This is a genomic window from Macrococcus capreoli, assembly GCF_025628935.1.
Classification (GTDB): domain Bacteria; phylum Bacillota; class Bacilli; order Staphylococcales; family Staphylococcaceae; genus Macrococcoides; species Macrococcoides capreoli.
The window spans coordinates 92917-111951 of sequence record NZ_JAOTIS010000009.1 but is presented as its reverse complement, the minus strand read 5'-3'; the positions used below and the strand labels follow the sequence as shown (position 1 = coordinate 111951).

Here is a 19035-nt window from a genome sequence, read left to right as displayed (position 1 = left end):
GATAAACTTCACCAATCCCTTCAAAATCAAAATGCGATTTCTTGAGATTGCTTCCAGTTTGTTCGGTCCTAAACGCATTGAAAACTGCCTCTACTTCAACAATCTATCTTTATCCGATTTGATATGCGAATTAAAATCATCCATATTGATTTCTTTTTGAGACTGATAATATTTGTATGTGAGTGCAGCCAGCATCAGCGCAGCAAATAAAGAAACAAAGCCCATCCAGCTTACTTCTCCACGGCCTGGCCCTATAATATAGTAATAAGTTAAATATAAATTAATCCCTACTAAAGCAAGCATCATAACGATGACATATATATTCGTTTTAGATTTCACGTTACCACTCCTATAACAAATTGTTACGTTCTAAATCATGACGTGCTGTTTCAATACTATCTTTACCCACTTTATTTTTCAGCGGGCTAAATTCACTTGAACGTTCAACTTGTAGCGTTTTGAATGATTTGCCGTAACGGAATATATCGAAATAAAACTTCTCAAACTTTAAAGTCGGTTGTTTCACAACATTTAAATCTTTATCAAGCTGAGCTAACTGTTTAATCGCTAAATGATACGGCAACTCACTTTGTGCATGTTCAATTAAGTAATCTAATTTGAAAATATGAATACCGATATTCGCATTGCGATATGTATTTTCTTCACCAGCAGGCAATTCAGTATACTCCATCACTTGCTTAACACCTTCAACCTCGATTACACGTCCGACACTCTCATTATCTTTCGCTGCAATCGTCTTTGTTGTCACATCTGATTTACTTTCAACCGCAAGTCCACAAAGAATTGGATCTAGCACTTTCACTAAGACGTTATCAATATTATTAATATATAAATATTCTACGCCTTTCGCTTGTAACTGTGCGTTAATCCCTGATGTGTGTAACGCTTCAAAGATACCGCCATTACCATTAGGCGTCGTTAATAACTGTTGTGCGTCATTTAATAATAATTCACCTGATTCACTCAGTGCGACAATATTCGGTTGTTTAAAGAATGTTACATTCTCTTTCGGCATTCCAAAATAATCATTCGCTTCAAAATAAGCCAATGTTTCTTCATGATTAATGTCACTTGTCATGATTGTCCACGGTATATTGATATCAAATAATTTATTGTACGCAATGATTTGCTCAGCTTGAAGCGCAAATAAACTTTTTCCGTCAAACTCAAAAGTCCCTTTAGGACCTGGGTGTTCTAAACGTGTCCCTTGACCACCTGCCATAAGTACAGGTGCTACTTTTAATTGTTTGATTGCTGCTAACCCTTGTTCTCGATATGTATTTAACATTGCGTCTGACATTTCACTCTTAATGATTGTCTCAACATCTTTAATTTGACCTTGTGGTAACTTCACTTCACGGTTAACGTATACATCCTCATATAACTTCTTAATCGCTGCTAAATCTTGTGACGCTAAAGCTTTGTGTACGAACGATTGTGCTGCTTCATCTAATTGTTCGAGTTGTGATACTAAAGTTGTATGACCGTATTGTGTTAATTTATCTTTCATGCGTGAAATTCTCCTCTTATGTATTATTTATTCATATTTTATCATGATTAGTGGAGCCATACTAATGTTCTGTGAAACATTTCGATATAAAATAAATACATCGTTAATGCACTAAACGTTGTTGCTAGTGACATATCGATGACGCCGCCTGTCTTGAATGTAAATGGAAAGACAACCTTCTTGTCGATCGGAAAGAATAAAGTCACACCTCTTGGCGTTAACATATCTAATAATAAATGGCTGAGTATACCCAATATCGCACATGTAATATATATCGGGTTCACATCTAATATGATTAATATGATGCTTGTTATTGCCATAAAAAATATTGAATGTGTTAATGTACGATGCCCGAATATTAATGCAATTAACGTGCTAATGGGCCATATCTTCTTTCCGAGTTTACTGCCAGCATGGCAAATATCCGGCACGATGCTAAAGAGTGCAGTTGTTCCTAATATGCCTGCAAATGAACTAATGTCGTATGCATGTGACATACCGTATGATGTTCCAATTAATACACCGAGGGCAATATGTGTTTTCCCTGTCATTTGCCACACCTCCTTCATATTTGACGTTTTTGTGAAATCAATCACAAAAAGATTGAAATCTGCTTCACATGTTATTATACTAACAATGTAAGTCAATGAGTATTAAATAAATGAAATAACCCCCTTTATTTCGCCCTATGAACTCATTCAAATCATAGAGACTAAAGAATCATTAGTCTCTAAAATAACAAGAACACCACTTTTACATTATAATTAAAGTGGTGTTCTTATTTTTTATTCTAATATTACCAGTACCAATGTCCAGATACTTTACAACTACGTACTGCATCATTAACACACTCATTCGTATGTAGTATCCTTATTATATATATTATTCATATTCCACCTCGAATAGGAGTTGTAACTTTGATAAAAAGAAATTTTTTAGTCATTTTTAGTATTATTCTTAGTATATTCTTAATTATAGGAGGTGTCTATTTCAAAATGAAACATGACGTACAAGAAAAGGAAAAAGAAGTATATTATAAAGAACAAAAAGAACGTATTACCCTTTATCTTAAGTATAATACAAAAGAACCAGATACTATTAAGAATGTAGATTTCACCAAAGTAGAAGTAGGACCCATGGGTGATGTTATATTTGATGGGTATATAAATGGTAACAAAAAAGATGACTTCTCTGCTTTTTCCTCACCAGAAGATAAATTTCAATTTTATGGAGGAATGGTGACAACTGATGGTGTAGAAAAGTTATTAAAACCTGCACATGAATTGAAAACCCCTGAAGAAATCAAGAAAGAATTAGAAAATAAGAAAAATCATTAAAATCGATCCATCAGTCTAAGCCAAACTCAGTAAAGTTGAGTTTGGCTTTTTAATATAATGTAACAAAGAATTCCATATAAAAAACGCATCACAAGATTTCTAGCTTTCACTCACAATACTAACCTCTTTTGTTATATAATAGTCTCAAAACTAGCACATTCAATTAGGAGTAGTTACAATGACCAAAAAGAAAATTTTAGCTTTGATAATTGTCATTTTAAGCGCTTGTATTATTGCTGGTGGTGTCTATTTCAAAATGAAATACGATGAAAGTGAAAAACAAAAATCTATTTTCTATAAGGAACAACAAGAATGCATTACACTTTATCTTAAATACAATACCAAAGAACCTAATACTATTAAGTCCGTAAAGTTCATTAACGTTTCAAATACTCCGATGGGAAGTGTTGTTTTTGAAGGATATATAAATGATAACAAAAATTATGACTTTGTTGCATATTCTACGCCAGAAAAAAATTATCAATTTGATGGAGTTATGTCAGTAAATAAAAAAATAACTAATCTACTAAAACCCGCTCATGAATTAAAATCACTTGAAGAGATCAAAAAAGAATTAGAAAATAAGAAAGATCATTAATATAAAGCTTTCTGTTAAAGCCAAACTCAGTAAAATTGAGTTTGTTTTTTTTGATATATTATCAAATAGTATTTTTTAATCACAAAGTTTCAAGCTTTTCTACTCACAATACTAGTATTATTTGTTATATAATGGTTTAATAACTAACACATTTTCTCAGGAGTAGTTACAATGACCAAAAAGAAAATTTTAGCTTTGATAATTGTCATTTTAAGCGCTTGTATTATTGCTGGTGGTGTCTATTTCAAAATGAAATACGATGAGCGAGAAAAAGACAAAGAAGATTATATTAAAGGACAAAAAGAACTGATTACTCTATACCTTAAACATAACACAAAAGAACCTAATACAATTAAGACTGTAGACTTTACTAAAGTTGAGATGGGGCCTATGGGTGATTATGTATTTGATGGATATATAAATGGCAACAAAGATGCTGAGTTCTCTGCTTTTTCCTCACCTGAAGATAATTTTCAGTTTCACGGTACAATTATGAAAGCAGAATCTATATCAAATTTATTAAAACCCGCACATGAATTAAAATCACCTGAAGAAATCAAAAAAGAATTAAATCAAAAAACGAAAAATACTCAGCATTAAAGCTTTGAGTAATTTTCGTTTAGGATACTTATTTCACTTCGTGTATACACTAGCGCTACTGTCTTTCCAACCATTTCAACGCTTCTCTCTGTGATAACGGTGATAACGCGTGTGTATCAACAAAAGTTGTAACAAACTCAGCATTTGTCTTTGAATACTCACGCAATACCCACCCGATTGCTTTACGTATAAAGAATTCCTGCTCATCTTTCGTATGCAATATCATTTCAGTAAGCAACGCTTCATTCATCTGCGCTTTGTACTTTAACTGATGTAACAAACTCGCACGCTGTAACCAGAAATTATCCGATTGATTCCATTGACGCATCACGGCTTCCCCCGCTTCACGTTCCCTTAACACGATTCGCCCAACTATATTCGGTGCAATCGTATCAATTGAATCCCACCAGCTATGTGTTAATATCAACTGTTTAAGATAATCTAAATCGGTAACATCAAACTGTTTTTCGTTCTTATTTAAGATGATCATACCGATATAATGATATTCACGTTCCGGTTGTTCAAAACAATCATCAACTAATGCTTTCGTTTCATCTTTCGTCTTAGGTAACCCTAATTTAAATAGTACTTTCATAATCGGCGCAGTTTCGCTTTTCTTTATACCTAAAAATGGAAAGTTATTTTTCATATAACTTTCCATTGTCTTTTGGTTAGATTTATTTTTAAGTGGTTCGTATGCTGCTTTTATATCATTAATTGTAAGCATCGGGTCTGTCCTTTACTGTTTCATTTAATGTGACCATGTTCAACTCTTCTTAACCACTTACTGCTGCTCTTCTGTAGTATTCACTTGTTTCGCATTTTGCTCTGTCGACTTTAACGCAGGTGCGCTTGTAGTCGCCTGATCAACCGCTTCAGTCGTCTGTGGTTGTTCCGTCGTCACCTGCGTCTTATGCTCTACCGATTTATCAGGATTAGCCGGAATCACTTCCGTTGCAATTGGCACATCACTTTTCTGTTCATTTGTTGCTGGCTTCACTGGTTGATTATAGTGTTCTTGTGTCTTCGGTTGTACTTTCATATCACATTGACCGCTTTGACAAATATAACCTTCACTCGTTAAATTATTCCATGCTTTTGAATATTCCGGCGTGTGAATAATATCTTCGCACTCCGCAGTCTTTTCTTTCCCTGGCGTTACTAAACAGTTTCTCGCCAAATTATAATTATCTGTATTATAATGCTTCACTGCCTGCTCAGATGTTGGTACACTCGCTTGTTCAGTCGTTGCTTGTTGTGTTGTATCTTCTGTACTTTTCGTCTGTTGCTTCTTTTTCGTTTTTTCATCTTTTTTCGTTTTCACTTTTACTTCAACTTGTGGTTGTTTGTCTTTTTTGATTGGCTTTTCTTCTTCACTTTTACTACATCCAATAAGAACGATTGCCATTAGCAATAAACATATCCATTTTTTCATTATTTCGCTCCTAACATGTATGAAATACGATACATACATCGCACATATTATACCACATGCTTGTACAATATGTATCGTTTATCAAAAGTCACACCTTGAGCATCCCATTATCAAAATAACATAGTCATTTGGTATGATATAACTACTTTATTGAAGGAGTGACGTTATGCAGGAGAATTCAAAAGGTATATTATATGCTGGCGGTGCGTATTTCCTGTGGGGCATACTGCCAACTTACTGGCGTTCAGTCAATACATTTAACCCTTACGAAATACTATTTCATCGCGTCTTATGGTCTGCCATCTTTATGGTTGTGCTAATTGTCTTATTAAAGAAATGGCCACAGTTTATAGCCGATACACGATATTTAATCGGGCGTAAGAAAGAATTAATTGCATTAATCGCAGCAAGTCTCGTCATTATGGTAAACTGGGGTATCTTTATTTGGGCCATCAATAACCACCATGTGCTTCAGGCAAGTCTTGGTTATTATATCAACCCGCTGATGAGTATTGCGCTTGGCTTTATCTTTATGAAAGAACGCTTTAATACTTTAGAAATTCTGGCAATTGTTCTTGCAGCGATCGGTGTATTATTTATGACGTTAAGCAGTGGTACATTCCCTTTCATTTCGATTGTATTAGCTGCAAGTTTTGCGCTTTACGGCCTAATGAAGAAATATGTCAATATTGACGCCATTTACAGCATCGCATTAGAAACAATCATTACACTACCATTAGCTTTAATCGGGATAGGTTACTTAGCACAACTTGGTGAGAACCACTTCGGAGCAAATCATACAAGTTTCTTAATCTTATTTGCTGGTGTTGCAACAGCTGTCCCCCTTATTTTATTTACAGCAGGTGCTAAAAGAATCCCTCTTTCATTAATTGGGTTTTTACAATATATTTCACCGACGTTAATCTTATTGCAAGGTGTCTTTTTATTTGGTGAACACTTTAGTGCAACTGACTTTATAACGTTCTTATGTATCTGGTCAGGCTTAATTCTATATAGTTACAGTAAATATATACAATTTAAAGCGATGAAAAGAAAGCAACTGCTCAAGCCATAATAGGCATTGAGCAGTTTTTATTAATCGAAAATATATTGATGCTTACTAGAAATGAATGCAAATATAGACATCGTCATCGTCATCATAAAGAACAGAATAAAGCTTGGAAGATGACTATTGAATACACCATGTAAATAGCCCATTAAGATTGGACCGATTGCTGCAACAAAATACCCAACGGATTGGCTAAAACCCGATAATTCAATCGCATCTTGTGTCGTCTTTGCGCGTAATGAAAAGAATAACATACATAAACTAAATGCAGCACCTCCAGCAAGGCCCGTTGCAATCATGGCAACAATAATCGATAATGTGTGATTCAATAGAAACGCCGTAAAGCCAATTAAATATAACCCGGTAAATAAGAAGACAAGTGGTCGTTGACTTTTCATCTTCATTGCAACAATAGGCATGATAAACGTCATCGGCAGCTGTGCAAATTGATTCAACATTAAATAATAACCCGCTGCTTCCTGTTTAATACCATACGACATCAGAATATCCGGAAACCACGTCACTGTTGAATAAAAAGTCATGGATTGAAATCCCATCATTAAGGCGATGGCAATTGCAAGTTTCGATCGATAAATCGGACGTCGCGCCTCGGTAATTTGTAGCTTCGGATTATATCTCAGTTGTGGCATCCATAATAATATGCCGGCAATACTGAATATTATCCAGAAACCTAATGAATACTGATAGCCTCCATTATTAATCTTACTTAATGGTACACTTGCACCTCCGCCAATACCTGCTGTTAAATTCATCGTGGCAGTAAATACGCCAGTCATGAGTCCCATTTGCATCGGGAAACGCCATTTTACAAAACTCGGCAGAATTACATTACCTATTGCAATGCCGATACCAATACAAATCGTTCCCACCAGTAACATTGAAACATTTGGGATAATACGAATCACAAGCCCCAGTAATAAAATAATCATACCTAACATTAATGCGACACTCATGCCGAGGCGTCGTGAAAGACGTGCCACAAATGGTGAGATGATACCAAACATGATGAGTGGAATCGTCGTTAACATACCAAGCATAGATTTCGGAATGTTCAATGCCTGACCTATTTCAGTAATCATCGGACCGATTGCGGTTAAAGGTGCACGCAATGTTGATGCGACAACGATAACGCCAAGTAATAGAATGTATAGTTGAAATTTTTTACTCAAATTAATTCTCCTTTATTGTGTGGATATGGTGCGCGTTTTTTGTTAATTCAATCATATCACGTAAAATTCATTTTTTTTCGTGAAATAACATCTGTTTAATTGTAAGTAGAGAAAAAAAGGGGTATATTTAGGGTATCAAATAGATAAGGATGTGTATTAAAAATGGCAATGAGAATTACTAAGAACGACAAAGAAGTAAACATCAAATGGCGTGTTGCTGACATCACAATTCCGAACGAAGATATTTTAAGCGTGAAAGAAGATACAAACATTTACGCTGGTGCGGACGAAAACAACGATGAGAAAGTAGTACGTATCGGATCAACTTTCGGGAAAACAAACCGTATCCTTTTAGAAACTAAAGATAAAAAATACATCATCTACACTCACAACGATAAAAAAATCATTAACGAATTAAATAAGTAATCTGATATGACGACCACATGCTTACGCGTGTGGTTTTTTTGTTTCGTAGTTTATGTTTCGTTTGTGGGTGAGCGATATTGATTGGTTGTCGCTCACTCGATATATCTGAATCCTATCAGGATCCACTATATACAAAAGTACTTTCACTAACGCATTGATTCTTTAATTTGTTACTATAATGATAACTACAAAGGAGGGCGTTAAGATGTATATCGTAACAAACAGAATAAAAATGAAAAAAGGATTCGCTGAAAAAATGGCACCGATGTTTACTAAAGGTGGCGATATTACGAAATTAAAAGGTTTCACTAAAATTGAAACATGGTCTATTCAAAACCTCGAAGAATACGATGAACTTCATGTTAATACATGGTGGGAAACATTAGAAGATTTCGAAGCGTGGAAAACAAGTGATGCTTTCAAAAAAGCGCACCAACAACGTGCTAATAAATCTGATGCTGAAAAGCAGGAATCACCGATGCTTGGTTCAGAAATCGTTATTGCGAAGCTAGAAACTGAGGTAGGCAAATGATAAAAGTCGTCTTTACTTACACGACACCGAATGAATATCTTCCAGAATTAATGGCTAAATTCCAGGCGTCTGCTGATTCTAAATTTAATTCAGAAGTATCTAATACCGGTATTAAAATGTACAAAAAATCCGATGCAACAACGACAACGATTGCACTTGATATCTTCTATAATAGCATCGAAGATTACGAAACCCGTACACAATTCGAACGTAGTCAGGATGACTGGAATCGTATATGGTTTGCTGATGATATTAAACATACATTGCAATCTGTAGAAGTGTTTGAATGTTTATAGAAAAAAAGTGAGGTTAAGGCATATGTTTTATCCCTCATACGTTTAACAGAATATACGGCGGTACAGAAGTCGCCACTACGACAACAACCGAACAAAAACTATAAATCAACGAGCGATTTATACGTTTTGTTCGGTTGTTGCTTGTGCCAGAACACTCCAGCCTTTTCCTATTTCACTTCTTTATAGTACAAGTTCTTATTCGGAATACTTGGGTGTAAATGCAAGTTGCCTTTTAATAATTGCCAGTCTGTCTTATAGTAGAATGTGTTTGCAACAATATCGTGCACATCACTTGTTAAATAATACTTTCCTGGTGGTAAAGCCTCTAACAACTTACTACCTACGCCACTATGTTTGCTGCGTTTATCCACTGCAATTGAAAGAATTTCAAATGCACCGTTTAATTTCTCTTTTTCATCAGCTGTTAAATAACGGTCTAATAATTCACGGTAAAATTGTTTACTTTCACTCGTATAGCCGTATAAATAGCCATTAATATTACCAAATTGATGACTAATTAACGCTTTAAAGCCAGGTGTTTCACTATACTTTAATATATTTGAAACCATTTCTTTGTGGCTTCTTGCATCATCGAAATTTGTTAAGTAAATCTCGGCAATACGATCCACTGCATCTTGTAGTTCTTCTTTTGTTAGTTCCTGAATCATGCCAATCACTCCTTATAACACTAAATGAAAACTATTTCATCCTCATTATGTACTTTTATTAATGTTTTGACAATCTATTTTTAGAATATTGCCGCTTCTAATGCTTCAATTTCTGCAACGCCAATTTCATCGCCATCTTTACGGAAATAGCGCTTCGCTTCATTAAAGTACTGTTTCGCTTTATCCATTTCTTCCTGCGCAGCATATAACTCACCTAATGCACGATTTGAAATAGCGATACTTAAATCATCTTCTGATAGTTCAGCCAGTTTCAAAGAGCTTTCTAATGATGCTTTTCCTTCATCATATTGACTATTTAATAATTGAACGTAACCTAACTCATATAAGTTCACCGATTGTTTAATCGTATCATCAGCAAAGTGTTCATTAATTAGCGCTTGTTCTGCTTTAAAGTGTTCGATAGATTGGTCAAATTCTGCATCCATTCGCTCTACTAAGCCAAGTTGATGATGCGCCATTTGACGATCTTCAGCATCATCTGATTCAAGCAATGACTTTAAAGTTTCGCGCGCTTTATCAAAGTGATTATCTGCAGCGTAAATATAAGCAGCGTTTAATAAGTAATCAGAATAATGCGCATCACCTTGCTTTACTGTATTACCAATCTCCTGTAATAATTTAATTGCCTCGTCTTTATTATCCTCTTCAAACAGCATAAATACGTTATCAATCTTTTCGTTATAATCCATAATGATTCCCCTTTTGTTGTTTATAAATTTGTAATAGATTTATCTCTCAACTTTATTGTATATGGTTTATAATAAATATTCACCTTTAAACATTGTAATGTACATTTTTATTTTTTCTGTTATCATTTCAATACACTAATAACAAGAAAGGACTTCATATGACACGTCTTAAATTATTTACATTTATTCTTAGTATCTTTGTCGTTGGGATGGTTGAACTTGTTGTAGCTGGTATATTAACACTGATGAGTGATGATCTTCATATAAAACAATCGCTTACAGGACAACTCGTAACTATTTATGCGTTTACGGTTGCTATCTGCGGCCCTATCCTCGTGAAACTCACTGAGAAATATAATCCAAAATGGGTACTGTTAACGAGTATGATTATCTTTATTATCGGAAATACGATTAATGCGTTAGGCGATACTTTTACGATTATCGTGATTGGACGTATTATCGCATCTGCTGCATCAAGTATTATCGTTGTGAAATTACTCGCTTTAACCGTAGTATTAAGCAAGCCAGAAGAACGCGGGAAAATGCTCGGCCTTGTATACATTGGATTTAGTGGCGCAAACGTCTTTGGCGTTCCACTTGCCACAAAAATTGGTGAACTTTTCGGCTGGCGTGCTACTTTCGGTATGATCGTAGTTGTAAGTATTATTGCGACGACAATGTTAATGTTCCAACTGCCAAATAAAATTAAAGTAACGGATGATAATAAAAACAAACATTCTAAATTACTTTATCCGAAAGAAGCTGCAAAATATATTGGGATCACTTTCTTTATCCTTGCTTCAAATTATATTGTCTTTACGTATATTAGCCCGATGATGATTAATGAAGGGTATACTTTACAACACGTTTCAATACTATTGTTTGTCTGCGGATTAGGTAGTATTGCAGGGACAAGTCTTGGAGGCATGATGGCAGATAGATTTGGAAGTAAGAAATGGTTAATTGTTGCGTTATCGATATTTACGTTATCGTTATTACTGTTTAATATATCATTGCCATTTTATGCGGCGTTATTGATTGTTATGCTTGCATGGAACATCTTTGAATGGGGAACGAACCCTGCTATTCAAATTGGGATTATTAAGCAAGTTGAAGGAGATTCAAGCAGTATTATGGCATGGAACATGTCAGCATTAAATGCTGGTATTGGATTCGGTGCATTAATCGGTGGTGTCGTTGTAGAAGCATTCTCTCCAGCTATCGCCCCATATTTATCAACCGTCTTTGCAGTGATTTGTTTAGTATTGGCACTATCGATCAAACGTGGGTAGTCTTAGGAGAGGCTGTTTTCGATGCGTTTAGGACCGAACAAATTGGAAGCAACACAGAGAAATCGTTCTTTGATTTCGATGGTGTTGCTGAAATTTGACGAGGTCCTGCATTGAAAACGCCGTTTGAGGCTATCGACAAAGCGGTTAGTCGCAGAAAAACTGGAGAAAACCCATCAGAAATTGCTTTTTAATTTCAGATGGGTTTTCTCCAGTTTTCGAGGCGACTGCTTTGGAGATGCCGTTTGAGAGGCTGTTTTCGATGCGTTTAGGACCGAACAAATTGGAAGCAACACAGAGAAATCTTTCTTTGATTTCGATGGTGTTGCTGAAATTTGACGAGGTCCTGCATTGAAAACGCCGTTTGAGGCTATCGACAAAGCGGTTAGTCGACTTTAAGGAGATATGATTATTTTCATATCTTCTTTTTTGTGAGTGAGCTGCAAAAGTGGTTTGCAGCTCACTCGGACACAAAAAAAGGGGTGACTGAGCCGCAACAACAGCTTGCAGCTCACTCGACATCCAAAATAGAGGTGACTGAGCCGCAACAACAGTTTGCAGCTCACTCGGACACAAAAAAAGGGGGGACTGAGCCGCAACAACAGCTTGCAGCTCACTCGACATCCAAAATAGAGGTGACTGAGCCGCAACAACAGTTTGCAGCTCACTCGGACACAAAAAGGGGTGACTGAGCCGCAACAACAGTTTGCAGCTCACTCGACATCAAAAATAGGAAATAGCATACGGTTGTATTTTCTTTTTACAGCCGCGTGCTCTTTTCAACCGAACATAAAAACACACCTAACATCAATATTAGGTGTGTTTCTTCATCTCTCACTAAATATTCCCATAGTACAATACTGATTTGTTTGGAACGACGACTTTGCCATCTTCTGCATAACGATCAAATAATGCTTCAAATGCTTTCGTCATCGTTTCGAAATGTTTATCCCCTTCAACTAATGCATACGATGCAGATAATGCACGATCTACAAACCCTTGCTTATCATATGTTAATGGAAACTCATAAACTTTCTTCTCAAACTCGCCTTCAAAAAATTCAGCGATATCTTCCTCAGAATGATTGGCCCCACCCGCAAAACTTACACTGCCTTTAAAGTCCGGACAAAACGCAGTATATATTTCTGCTGTCTTCACATTGATAGGTTCATCAACAACACGCGTATTCCAGATGAGACACACTGGTCCATTTCCGTTTAACAGTCGCTTACATTCAGCTTTAAACAACGCTTTATCGAACCAATGAAAGCTTTGTGCGGCAGTAATAATATCTACTGTATTTGACTCAATTTCAGTACTTTCCGCAGGGCGTTCATGTATTTCAAGCTCTTTACAATAGAGCGCTAAACGTAACTGCTCAACCATTGCTGCATTCGGTTCAACCGCAATCACTTTCGCACCTAAATCTAATAACAGTTCCGTAAATATCCCAGTACCTGCTCCAATATCTGCAATCGTTGTTGTTTCATTAATATCAAATGTTTCTTTCATATAATTCATTAAACCACATGCATATTTCGGCCTCGAATTACGATATCGTTCTACTTTTTCACTAAATAGCGCTTTGCTATCCATAACTCACCTCATTACTTTAATCGGTCTTGAATCACACCTATAGCACCAAGATAACCATATATAATGACTGGTCCTACAAATTTAAATCCACGGCTTTTCAAATCTTTACTAATACGTTGTGATAATGCATTATCTGTCGGTACATCGGATTCTGCATCATAATATGTAACGACGGGTTCATTATTCGTAAATGACCAGATATATCGATCGAAAGTACCAAATTCTTTTTGTACTTCAATGAATTTCTGAGCATTTGAAATAATACTATTAATCTTTAATTTATTTTTAATCATATCGTCCGTTTGCATTAAACGATTGAAAGCTGTCTCATCATATTGCGCAATCTTTTTATAATCAAATTGATCCAGCGCTTGACGCATACCTTCTCTTCGCTTTAATATCGTTAACCATGACAAACCTGCCTGCATACCTTCAAGTACAAGCATTTCAAAGAGATATGTTTCATCATGAGATTCAATACCCCACTCATTGTCATAATATGCAGCCATTAATGGATGGCTGTCAGCCCAGGTAAATCGCATGTCATCACCTTTTCTGTATCAATTACTTGTTCATTGTACCATTTTATTCAATTCACTACTATGACAAAAAAGAAGCACACAATTTAAATTGCATGCTTAACTGTAAAATAATACGCCAATCAATAACCCTAATAAAACGATTATCCACGGCGGACATTTAAAGTAATAGAGCAAACAGAATAGTATGCCACTTAAGAATACATCCATCCAATGTGTCACCGTATGCATAATAATCGGATTAACCCATGCTGCTGCGAGTATGCCCAATACACCAGCATTTATACCTTTCAACGCTTGTTTCATTAATCGATGCTCTCGTAAAGTCGCCAAAAAAGGTAACGTTCCAATGACCAGTAAAAATGCCGGTAAAAAGATAGCGATCATCGCGACAATACCACCAGTAATACCAAATAAACTTGCACCGATAAATGAGCCAAACGTAAATAAGGGTCCTGGCATCGCTTGCGTCAATCCGTATCCCGCTAAAAATGTCTTTAAATCAATCATTTCTGGTACGAACGCACTTTGTAGTAATGGGAGTACGACATGGCCACCACCAAATACGAGCAAACCGCCACGGAATAATTTATCAATCATATGTAACCAATGATTATTAGACGCTTGCGCAATAACCGGTAACGATACCGTCAATATCACCAATAATGTGAGCGAAGCAATACTTTGTCGCTTTGATACATTCACTTGCATCGCGTGTGCTTTTTCAGTTTCAACTTTGTACAGGAAGATACCTGCAATGCCAGATAATAAAATGATTAATATTTGAGTGTAAGCTTGAGGGATAACAAGTGCAATCACGAAACTGACAATGAATATGCACCATGCTGCGATATTGTTCAATGTGTTCTTACCCATACCCACAAGTGCATGAAGCACGACTGCAATGGCCACAATAAGCAGTCCCTTTAAGAAATCTAAGTTCATCTGTAACGCATTCATGAAATAGACCGCACTGATTAACACAAGCACAGAAGGCAAAGTAAATCCTAGAAATGCACAAATCGCACCTAATATACCACCACGCATTAACCCAATACCGATGCCGACTTGACTCGAAGCAGGTCCAGGTAAGAATTGACATAGACTGACTAAATCCTGATATACTTTATCGCTTAACCAATTGCGTTTCTCTACATATTCAGCACGAAAGTATCCTAAATGTGCAACAGGTCCTCCAAAACTTGTTATGCCAAGCTTTAATGCGACTAAAAATATTTCCATTAATCGTTTCATAGTTCACCTCATTCACATGATTATCTCTATCATATCGAATTAGCAGTACAACCATGTTACAACATTATAAAGATTATGTAAGGAAATAAAATAATAGTAAAATTGCTTGCGTTTGTGACATTATTTTTAAGAATTTGTTGAAATCAATGCATAGAAAACGATTTCATATTATAATAAATCTACAATACTTAAGGAGGTCAAGATATTGCAAGCTATTAATATTAAATCATATAAATATCCAGACAGACCTCACGTTGAAGTACAAGGGACCTTACTTTCTGAAACGCCGCATTACTATTTCATAGCATGCGATAAAAATACTTTATTAAAGCATCACATTAAAAATGAAGCCTATAAAATTGATTATAAAACGCTGCATTTCCTTTCTAAATATCATGGTTATACCGTATCAATTTCAATCGATGAACAAGATAAACCCGTCAGTATTTTCTGTAACATATCGACGCCATGCCATAAAGACGCGGATGGTAATATCACGTATATTGATTTAGATATGGATTACGTCAAATCTAATACCGGACAATGGTTTTTACGAAACAATGATTTATTTTTAGAAAGCTCTAAAAAATATCAATACCCATTACAGCTGACAAACTTCGCTTTAGTTTCGTTACAAGAACTGAAAAACAATATTAAAGATAATGTGTTCCCTTTCGGCATTGAGAACTTTAAAGATGTAGATGGCCCGTTGAAATAAGTGGTTCAATTTCGCAACGTGATTCACAATAAAAAAGATGATTGAGACTACTCTAATAAAGTCTCAATCATCTTTTCTGGTTTATCGATAAATGCTTTCGTCACGATATAGTGTTCAGTTTCTCTATAATCAATACGTTCATATCCTTGATCATTCAATTGAATAATATCTGCATCAGGGTATGCCATTATAATCGGTGAATGCGTCGCAATGATGAACTGCGCACCACGTTTCACTAAATCATTAATTCTTACAATCATCGACATTTGACGCATTGGCGATAATGCACTTTCCGGCTCGTCTAATATATATAATCCTTTCGCTCTGAAACGATATTTAAGCAATGCGAGAAATGATTCCCCATGAGACTGGTCGTGCAAACTTTTGCCACCGTAACTGTTAAGTAACAGCCCGTCATCTTCATTGAGTCGTTCAATTTCAGTCGCTACATTATAAAATCCTTCCGCACGTAAGAAAAAAGTATCTTTCGGAACACCTATCTTTCCAAGTCTAATTTCTTCATACAGTCCCGCATGTGAATGCTTTGTCGCAAAGTTAAAGTTTTTACCGCCACCTTCAGGATTTAACCCGTAATTGACCGCAATCGCTTCAATTAAAGTTGATTTACCAGTACCGTTTTCACCTACGATAATTGTTACCGGTTTATGTAAATCAATGCGCTCTAATGCTTTTATAGCGGGTATTTTCATGTAATATGGTGTCCCTTGATGCTGTTTAAAGTTTGATGAAATACTTTTGATAAACATGTGTTCACCCCCGAAAATTGCTGATATTACGCTTTAGTATGAAACCAATATACTAAAAAAGATTGAGACTTATACGCCCCAATCTTACATTGTTATTTAAACCAACCTCGAATTAACTTCTCAACTTCAGCCGTTTCATCAATTAACTGCTTCATCATATCGATATCTGCTTTGTCACCAATTAAATTCGTTACGACAGGCGTATCTAATACACGTTTCACCGCTTCGCCAATTGTTTCTTCCTGTACATTATTTGTGGCACCAGTTTGATCCGTCACAAAGTCATTCTCTTGAAACTGTTGCTCTAAACGTGGTGTATTATTGTTATTAAAAGCATGAATCACTTCCATAATCGCTTTGCGTAAATCATTATATTCTTTAATATTCTTTAAATCGTTGAGACGACGTTTCACTTGTTCATTCTGTTCAAGATATTTCGCACCTTGTACCGCACCAACTGTTAAAGCGCCTACAACTAATCCTCTTTTAATCCATTTGTTCATCGTAATTCCTCCATTCAACATTATATTTATTATATATTATTTGTGACGATAATACATTTGATATGCCACGCGATAAATAAATAGACGTCTTCCGATGAAATATATAATGCACAACTTAAATATTTCATATAAAATACTAACAAACAGTATAAGAGGTGACTCATGTCAAATTTAACAAAACAGCGTTACTTGGCAGATCGTAAAGTCGAATTGAATGAATTATTTTTTGATTTAATATTTGTGTACGCTATTTCTAAAATCGCTCACACCATTCTCCATGTCCATCATGGAAGTGTATCGATTGAATTATTTTTAAAATATTTAATCATGACGCTCATTTTCACGACAATATGGTCTTATCAAACATTCTTTACAAACCGCTTCGGTACATTGGCGCTTCGTGATATAGGTTTTACGATGTTCAATATGTTTGTTGTCATTTATTTATCGAATAGTTTATACCCTGATTTCGAGAAAACATTTTTCCCGTTCGTTCTAAGTACCGGCATATTATTTTTAAGCATTAGCCTTCAATATTTTATTCGTAACGTCTCATCTGAAGACATTGAAGATAAAAATGTATGTAACGTATTTAGTATCACAACACTTACAGCTGGAATACTGAGTTTGATCGCGTTATGTTTACCGTTATCTATCCATTATTATGTTTATTTCTTAGCAATCGGTATTAGTATGATTGGTCCACTCGCTGGCTACCGTCACTTATCTGCTTCACCCGTTAATATGCCGCATCTTGTTGAACGCTATGGCTTACTCACAATTATTATGTTCGGTGAAGTAATGATTGGTCTTGCTTCTATCTTTAGTATTCACCACTTTGATCCGATGACAATACTTCAGTTCACCATAGTGGTATTACTATTCTGGACGTATTGGATAAAGACAGAACAATTCATGAATCACCATCAAATGACGCGAGGTTTTTTATTATATCATTCGCACATCATTATATTTCTAGCGCTTGGTATGTTTAATGCTGGGATGGTATTAAGTGAAAATCCCGACATCAATGATTGGTTTAAAATCGTTCTTATGTATGGAAGTTTAACACTGTATTTCATTGGTTATTTCGTTAATTTTCCGTATTTCCATGACCATCATAAAAATAGACAATTGATCATATCAATCATGATGATTTTAATCGTAGGCTTTATTGTAGCGGTTGTGCTCCGTCTAGTACCACATAGTTTAACGATTATTACAACTATCGTTATGATTGTTATCTTTTTACTTGTACGTCAACAGAAACTGCAATCAAATATATAGGTAAACTGCACGGTTCGTCGCTGAACCGTGCAGTTTACCTATGTTTACGCCTGGTTCACACTCAAGCCGGGCGCTACTCTATATACTATTGCTCAACTTTAAATTTCATTCCATGTTTATCCATCACTTCACGTAAAATACGTATCCCTTTCGGACCGAATCCGTGTAGCGCGAGTAACTCTGCTTCACTGAATTTCGTTACATCTTCTAATGTTTTAATGTTCACGCTTGCCAGTGCACGGTGTGCTGGTTGACTGATCTTTGGTAGTTCCATCTTATTCTCCTGTTTCCGCAAAGCGCTTAATACGTGCCCCGATTTCATCACGCACACGTTGGAATACTGACCAGTCTTGTCCAGCAGGATCTTCAAGGCCCCAGTGTTCAGTACGTACATGTTTCGGTGTCACAGGGCATACATCTTTTGCATGATCACATAATGTAACCACTAAATCTGCGTTATTTAAAATGTCTTTATCAATTAAATCTGACGTATGATTAGAAATATCGATTCCAACCTCTTTCATTGCTTCAATTGCTTTTGGATTCACACCGTGTGTTTCAATCCCTGCAGAATATACATTCCATTCCGGTAAATATTTTTTACCGAATCCTTCCGCGATTTGTGAACGGCAAGAGTTCCCTGTACATAAGAAATAAATTGTTTTAGTTTTAGTCATAATCATTCTCCTT

26 protein-coding genes are annotated in these 19035 nt (G+C 35.7%); 10 read left to right on the top strand and 16 right to left on the bottom strand.

Going from position 1 to position 19035, the window contains the following annotated elements:
• Positions 1-90: 90 nt before the first annotated feature.
• The 3 genes from OCL94_RS08355 to OCL94_RS08345 are packed head-to-tail and all read right to left on the bottom strand — an operon-like array spanning position 91 to position 2082.
• A complete protein-coding gene (locus tag OCL94_RS08355) occupies positions 91-339 on the bottom strand; it encodes a hypothetical protein (protein WP_262996452.1) in 249 nt (82 codons plus the stop codon).
• Positions 340-349: 10 nt separating this feature from the next.
• A complete protein-coding gene (locus OCL94_RS08350; RefSeq protein WP_411268493.1) occupies positions 350-1558 on the bottom strand; it encodes a UTP--glucose-1-phosphate uridylyltransferase in 1209 nt (402 codons plus the stop codon).
• A gap of 20 nt (positions 1559-1578) precedes the next feature.
• Positions 1579-2082, bottom strand: a complete 504-nt coding sequence (locus OCL94_RS08345; protein ID WP_262996448.1) for a metal-dependent hydrolase — start codon at positions 2080-2082, stop codon at positions 1579-1581.
• Between the two features lie 366 nt (positions 2083-2448).
• Between OCL94_RS08345 and OCL94_RS08340 the strand changes: the two genes are divergently transcribed.
• The 3 genes from OCL94_RS08340 to OCL94_RS08330 all read left to right on the top strand — a co-directional run bounded on the left by OCL94_RS08340 (position 2449) and on the right by OCL94_RS08330 (position 4066).
• Positions 2449-2868 (top strand): DUF1433 domain-containing protein, encoded by a 420-nt coding sequence (locus tag OCL94_RS08340; RefSeq protein WP_262996446.1) that lies wholly within the window; start codon positions 2449-2451, stop codon positions 2866-2868.
• Positions 2869-3046: 178 nt separating this feature from the next.
• Positions 3047-3466: a DUF1433 domain-containing protein gene (locus OCL94_RS08335; RefSeq protein ID WP_262996444.1), complete on the top strand. Its 420-nt coding sequence runs from the start codon at positions 3047-3049 to the stop codon at positions 3464-3466.
• Positions 3467-3637: 171 nt separating this feature from the next.
• Positions 3638-4066 carry a DUF1433 domain-containing protein gene (locus OCL94_RS08330; RefSeq protein WP_262996442.1) on the top strand — a complete coding sequence of 143 codons (429 nt, stop codon included), beginning with the start codon at positions 3638-3640 and terminating at the stop codon, positions 4064-4066.
• A gap of 55 nt (positions 4067-4121) precedes the next feature.
• On the opposite strand, the gene OCL94_RS08325 is transcribed toward OCL94_RS08330, so the two are convergent.
• On the bottom strand, positions 4122-4793 hold the full coding sequence (locus OCL94_RS08325; RefSeq protein WP_262996440.1) for a DNA alkylation repair protein: 672 nt from the start codon (positions 4791-4793) through the stop codon (positions 4122-4124).
• 57 nt (positions 4794-4850) lie between these two features.
• The gene (locus tag OCL94_RS08320) at positions 4851-5501 is read right to left on the bottom strand and encodes a hypothetical protein (RefSeq protein WP_262996438.1); all 651 of its coding nucleotides are present in this window, start codon (positions 5499-5501) and stop codon (positions 4851-4853) included.
• A 166-nt stretch (positions 5502-5667) separates the two neighbouring features.
• Between OCL94_RS08320 and rarD the strand changes: the two genes are divergently transcribed.
• Positions 5668-6576: an EamA family transporter RarD gene (rarD, locus tag OCL94_RS08315; protein WP_262996436.1), complete on the top strand. Its 909-nt coding sequence runs from the start codon at positions 5668-5670 to the stop codon at positions 6574-6576.
• Positions 6577-6596: 20 nt separating this feature from the next.
• Here the strand turns inward: rarD and OCL94_RS08310 are convergent, their stop codons facing one another.
• A complete protein-coding gene (locus OCL94_RS08310; RefSeq protein ID WP_262996434.1) occupies positions 6597-7760 on the bottom strand; it encodes a CynX/NimT family MFS transporter in 1164 nt (387 codons plus the stop codon).
• A gap of 162 nt (positions 7761-7922) precedes the next feature.
• Here OCL94_RS08310 and OCL94_RS08305 point away from each other — a divergent pair, with 162 nt between their 5' ends.
• The 3 genes from OCL94_RS08305 to OCL94_RS08295 all read left to right on the top strand — a co-directional run bounded on the left by OCL94_RS08305 (position 7923) and on the right by OCL94_RS08295 (position 9014).
• Positions 7923-8186, top strand: a complete 264-nt coding sequence (locus tag OCL94_RS08305) for a SunI/YnzG family protein (RefSeq protein ID WP_262996432.1) — start codon at positions 7923-7925, stop codon at positions 8184-8186.
• Between the two features lie 205 nt (positions 8187-8391).
• Positions 8392-8718: a heme oxygenase gene (locus OCL94_RS08300; protein ID WP_262996430.1), complete on the top strand. Its 327-nt coding sequence runs from the start codon at positions 8392-8394 to the stop codon at positions 8716-8718.
• Entirely contained in the window at positions 8715-9014 is a 300-nt protein-coding gene (locus tag OCL94_RS08295; RefSeq protein WP_262996428.1) for a hypothetical protein, read from the top strand. Before OCL94_RS08300 ends, OCL94_RS08295 begins: the two co-directional genes overlap by 4 nt.
• Positions 9015-9181: 167 nt before the next feature.
• Here the strand turns inward: OCL94_RS08295 and OCL94_RS08290 are convergent, their stop codons facing one another.
• Positions 9182-9682: a hypothetical protein gene (locus OCL94_RS08290; RefSeq protein ID WP_262996426.1), complete on the bottom strand. Its 501-nt coding sequence runs from the start codon at positions 9680-9682 to the stop codon at positions 9182-9184.
• Positions 9683-9762: 80 nt separating this feature from the next.
• On the bottom strand, positions 9763-10392 hold the full coding sequence (locus tag OCL94_RS08285) for a tetratricopeptide repeat protein (RefSeq protein WP_262996424.1): 630 nt from the start codon (positions 10390-10392) through the stop codon (positions 9763-9765).
• Positions 10393-10550: 158 nt separating this feature from the next.
• On the opposite strand from OCL94_RS08285, the gene OCL94_RS08280 reads away from it, so the two are divergent.
• A complete protein-coding gene (locus OCL94_RS08280) occupies positions 10551-11684 on the top strand; it encodes an MFS transporter (protein ID WP_262996422.1) in 1134 nt (377 codons plus the stop codon).
• Positions 11685-11828: 144 nt separating this feature from the next.
• On the opposite strand, the gene OCL94_RS08275 is transcribed toward OCL94_RS08280, so the two are convergent.
• From OCL94_RS08275 to chrA, 4 genes are all read right to left on the bottom strand, one after another.
• Positions 11829-12383 carry a hypothetical protein gene (locus tag OCL94_RS08275; protein WP_262996420.1) on the bottom strand — a complete coding sequence of 185 codons (555 nt, stop codon included), beginning with the start codon at positions 12381-12383 and terminating at the stop codon, positions 11829-11831.
• 135 nt (positions 12384-12518) lie between these two features.
• On the bottom strand, positions 12519-13277 hold the full coding sequence (locus OCL94_RS08270; protein ID WP_262996418.1) for a class I SAM-dependent methyltransferase: 759 nt from the start codon (positions 13275-13277) through the stop codon (positions 12519-12521).
• An 11-nt stretch (positions 13278-13288) separates the two neighbouring features.
• Positions 13289-13819 (bottom strand): DNA-3-methyladenine glycosylase I, encoded by a 531-nt coding sequence (locus tag OCL94_RS08265; RefSeq protein WP_262996416.1) that lies wholly within the window; start codon positions 13817-13819, stop codon positions 13289-13291.
• A gap of 96 nt (positions 13820-13915) precedes the next feature.
• The gene (gene chrA, locus OCL94_RS08260; protein ID WP_262996414.1) at positions 13916-15070 is read right to left on the bottom strand and encodes a chromate efflux transporter; all 1155 of its coding nucleotides are present in this window, start codon (positions 15068-15070) and stop codon (positions 13916-13918) included.
• A gap of 205 nt (positions 15071-15275) precedes the next feature.
• On the opposite strand from chrA, the gene OCL94_RS08255 reads away from it, so the two are divergent.
• Positions 15276-15788 carry a DUF402 domain-containing protein gene (locus OCL94_RS08255; protein ID WP_262996412.1) on the top strand — a complete coding sequence of 171 codons (513 nt, stop codon included), beginning with the start codon at positions 15276-15278 and terminating at the stop codon, positions 15786-15788.
• A gap of 47 nt (positions 15789-15835) precedes the next feature.
• Here the strand turns inward: OCL94_RS08255 and OCL94_RS08250 are convergent, their stop codons facing one another.
• Positions 15836-16555 (bottom strand): AAA family ATPase, encoded by a 720-nt coding sequence (locus tag OCL94_RS08250; RefSeq protein WP_262996410.1) that lies wholly within the window; start codon positions 16553-16555, stop codon positions 15836-15838.
• Between the two features lie 92 nt (positions 16556-16647).
• Positions 16648-17058, bottom strand: a complete 411-nt coding sequence (locus tag OCL94_RS08245) for a hypothetical protein (protein ID WP_262996408.1) — start codon at positions 17056-17058, stop codon at positions 16648-16650.
• Between the two features lie 162 nt (positions 17059-17220).
• Between OCL94_RS08245 and OCL94_RS08240 the strand changes: the two genes are divergently transcribed.
• Positions 17221-18345 carry a low temperature requirement protein A gene (locus OCL94_RS08240; protein ID WP_262996406.1) on the top strand — a complete coding sequence of 375 codons (1125 nt, stop codon included), beginning with the start codon at positions 17221-17223 and terminating at the stop codon, positions 18343-18345.
• 85 nt (positions 18346-18430) lie between these two features.
• On the opposite strand, the gene OCL94_RS08235 is transcribed toward OCL94_RS08240, so the two are convergent.
• Together OCL94_RS08235 and arsC are read right to left on the bottom strand one after the other, a co-directional pair.
• Positions 18431-18619, bottom strand: a complete 189-nt coding sequence (locus OCL94_RS08235; RefSeq protein WP_262996404.1) for a helix-hairpin-helix domain-containing protein — start codon at positions 18617-18619, stop codon at positions 18431-18433.
• Position 18620: 1 nt separating this feature from the next.
• Positions 18621-19022 (bottom strand): arsenate reductase (thioredoxin), encoded by a 402-nt coding sequence (gene arsC / locus OCL94_RS08230; RefSeq protein ID WP_262996402.1) that lies wholly within the window; start codon positions 19020-19022, stop codon positions 18621-18623.
• Between the last annotated feature and the right edge of the window lie 13 nt (positions 19023-19035).

What these genes read in the sequence shown, in the direction of transcription:
- OCL94_RS08345 (WP_262996448.1), bottom strand. Translation starts at nt 2,082, where the DNA reads ATGACAGGGAAAACACATATTGCCCTCGGTGTATTAATTGGAACATCA.
- OCL94_RS08335 (WP_262996444.1), top strand. Translation starts at nt 3,047, where the DNA reads ATGACCAAAAAGAAAATTTTAGCTTTGATAATTGTCATTTTAAGCGCT.
- OCL94_RS08330 (WP_262996442.1), top strand. Translation starts at nt 3,638, where the DNA reads ATGACCAAAAAGAAAATTTTAGCTTTGATAATTGTCATTTTAAGCGCT.
- OCL94_RS08325 (WP_262996440.1), bottom strand. Translation starts at nt 4,793, where the DNA reads ATGCTTACAATTAATGATATAAAAGCAGCATACGAACCACTTAAAAAT.
- OCL94_RS08320 (WP_262996438.1), bottom strand. Translation starts at nt 5,501, where the DNA reads ATGAAAAAATGGATATGTTTATTGCTAATGGCAATCGTTCTTATTGGA.
- rarD (WP_262996436.1), top strand. Translation starts at nt 5,668, where the DNA reads ATGCAGGAGAATTCAAAAGGTATATTATATGCTGGCGGTGCGTATTTC.
- OCL94_RS08305 (WP_262996432.1), top strand. Translation starts at nt 7,923, where the DNA reads ATGGCAATGAGAATTACTAAGAACGACAAAGAAGTAAACATCAAATGG.
- OCL94_RS08300 (WP_262996430.1), top strand. Translation starts at nt 8,392, where the DNA reads ATGTATATCGTAACAAACAGAATAAAAATGAAAAAAGGATTCGCTGAA.
- OCL94_RS08295 (WP_262996428.1), top strand. Translation starts at nt 8,715, where the DNA reads ATGATAAAAGTCGTCTTTACTTACACGACACCGAATGAATATCTTCCA.
- OCL94_RS08290 (WP_262996426.1), bottom strand. Translation starts at nt 9,682, where the DNA reads ATGATTCAGGAACTAACAAAAGAAGAACTACAAGATGCAGTGGATCGT.
- OCL94_RS08285 (WP_262996424.1), bottom strand. Translation starts at nt 10,392, where the DNA reads ATGGATTATAACGAAAAGATTGATAACGTATTTATGCTGTTTGAAGAG.
- OCL94_RS08280 (WP_262996422.1), top strand. Translation starts at nt 10,551, where the DNA reads ATGACACGTCTTAAATTATTTACATTTATTCTTAGTATCTTTGTCGTT.
- OCL94_RS08270 (WP_262996418.1), bottom strand. Translation starts at nt 13,277, where the DNA reads ATGGATAGCAAAGCGCTATTTAGTGAAAAAGTAGAACGATATCGTAAT.
- OCL94_RS08265 (WP_262996416.1), bottom strand. Translation starts at nt 13,819, where the DNA reads ATGCGATTTACCTGGGCTGACAGCCATCCATTAATGGCTGCATATTAT.
- chrA (WP_262996414.1), bottom strand. Translation starts at nt 15,070, where the DNA reads ATGAAACGATTAATGGAAATATTTTTAGTCGCATTAAAGCTTGGCATA.
- OCL94_RS08250 (WP_262996410.1), bottom strand. Translation starts at nt 16,555, where the DNA reads ATGTTTATCAAAAGTATTTCATCAAACTTTAAACAGCATCAAGGGACA.
- OCL94_RS08245 (WP_262996408.1), bottom strand. Translation starts at nt 17,058, where the DNA reads ATGAACAAATGGATTAAAAGAGGATTAGTTGTAGGCGCTTTAACAGTT.
- OCL94_RS08240 (WP_262996406.1), top strand. Translation starts at nt 17,221, where the DNA reads ATGTCAAATTTAACAAAACAGCGTTACTTGGCAGATCGTAAAGTCGAA.
- OCL94_RS08235 (WP_262996404.1), bottom strand. Translation starts at nt 18,619, where the DNA reads ATGGAACTACCAAAGATCAGTCAACCAGCACACCGTGCACTGGCAAGC.
- arsC (WP_262996402.1), bottom strand. Translation starts at nt 19,022, where the DNA reads ATGACTAAAACTAAAACAATTTATTTCTTATGTACAGGGAACTCTTGC.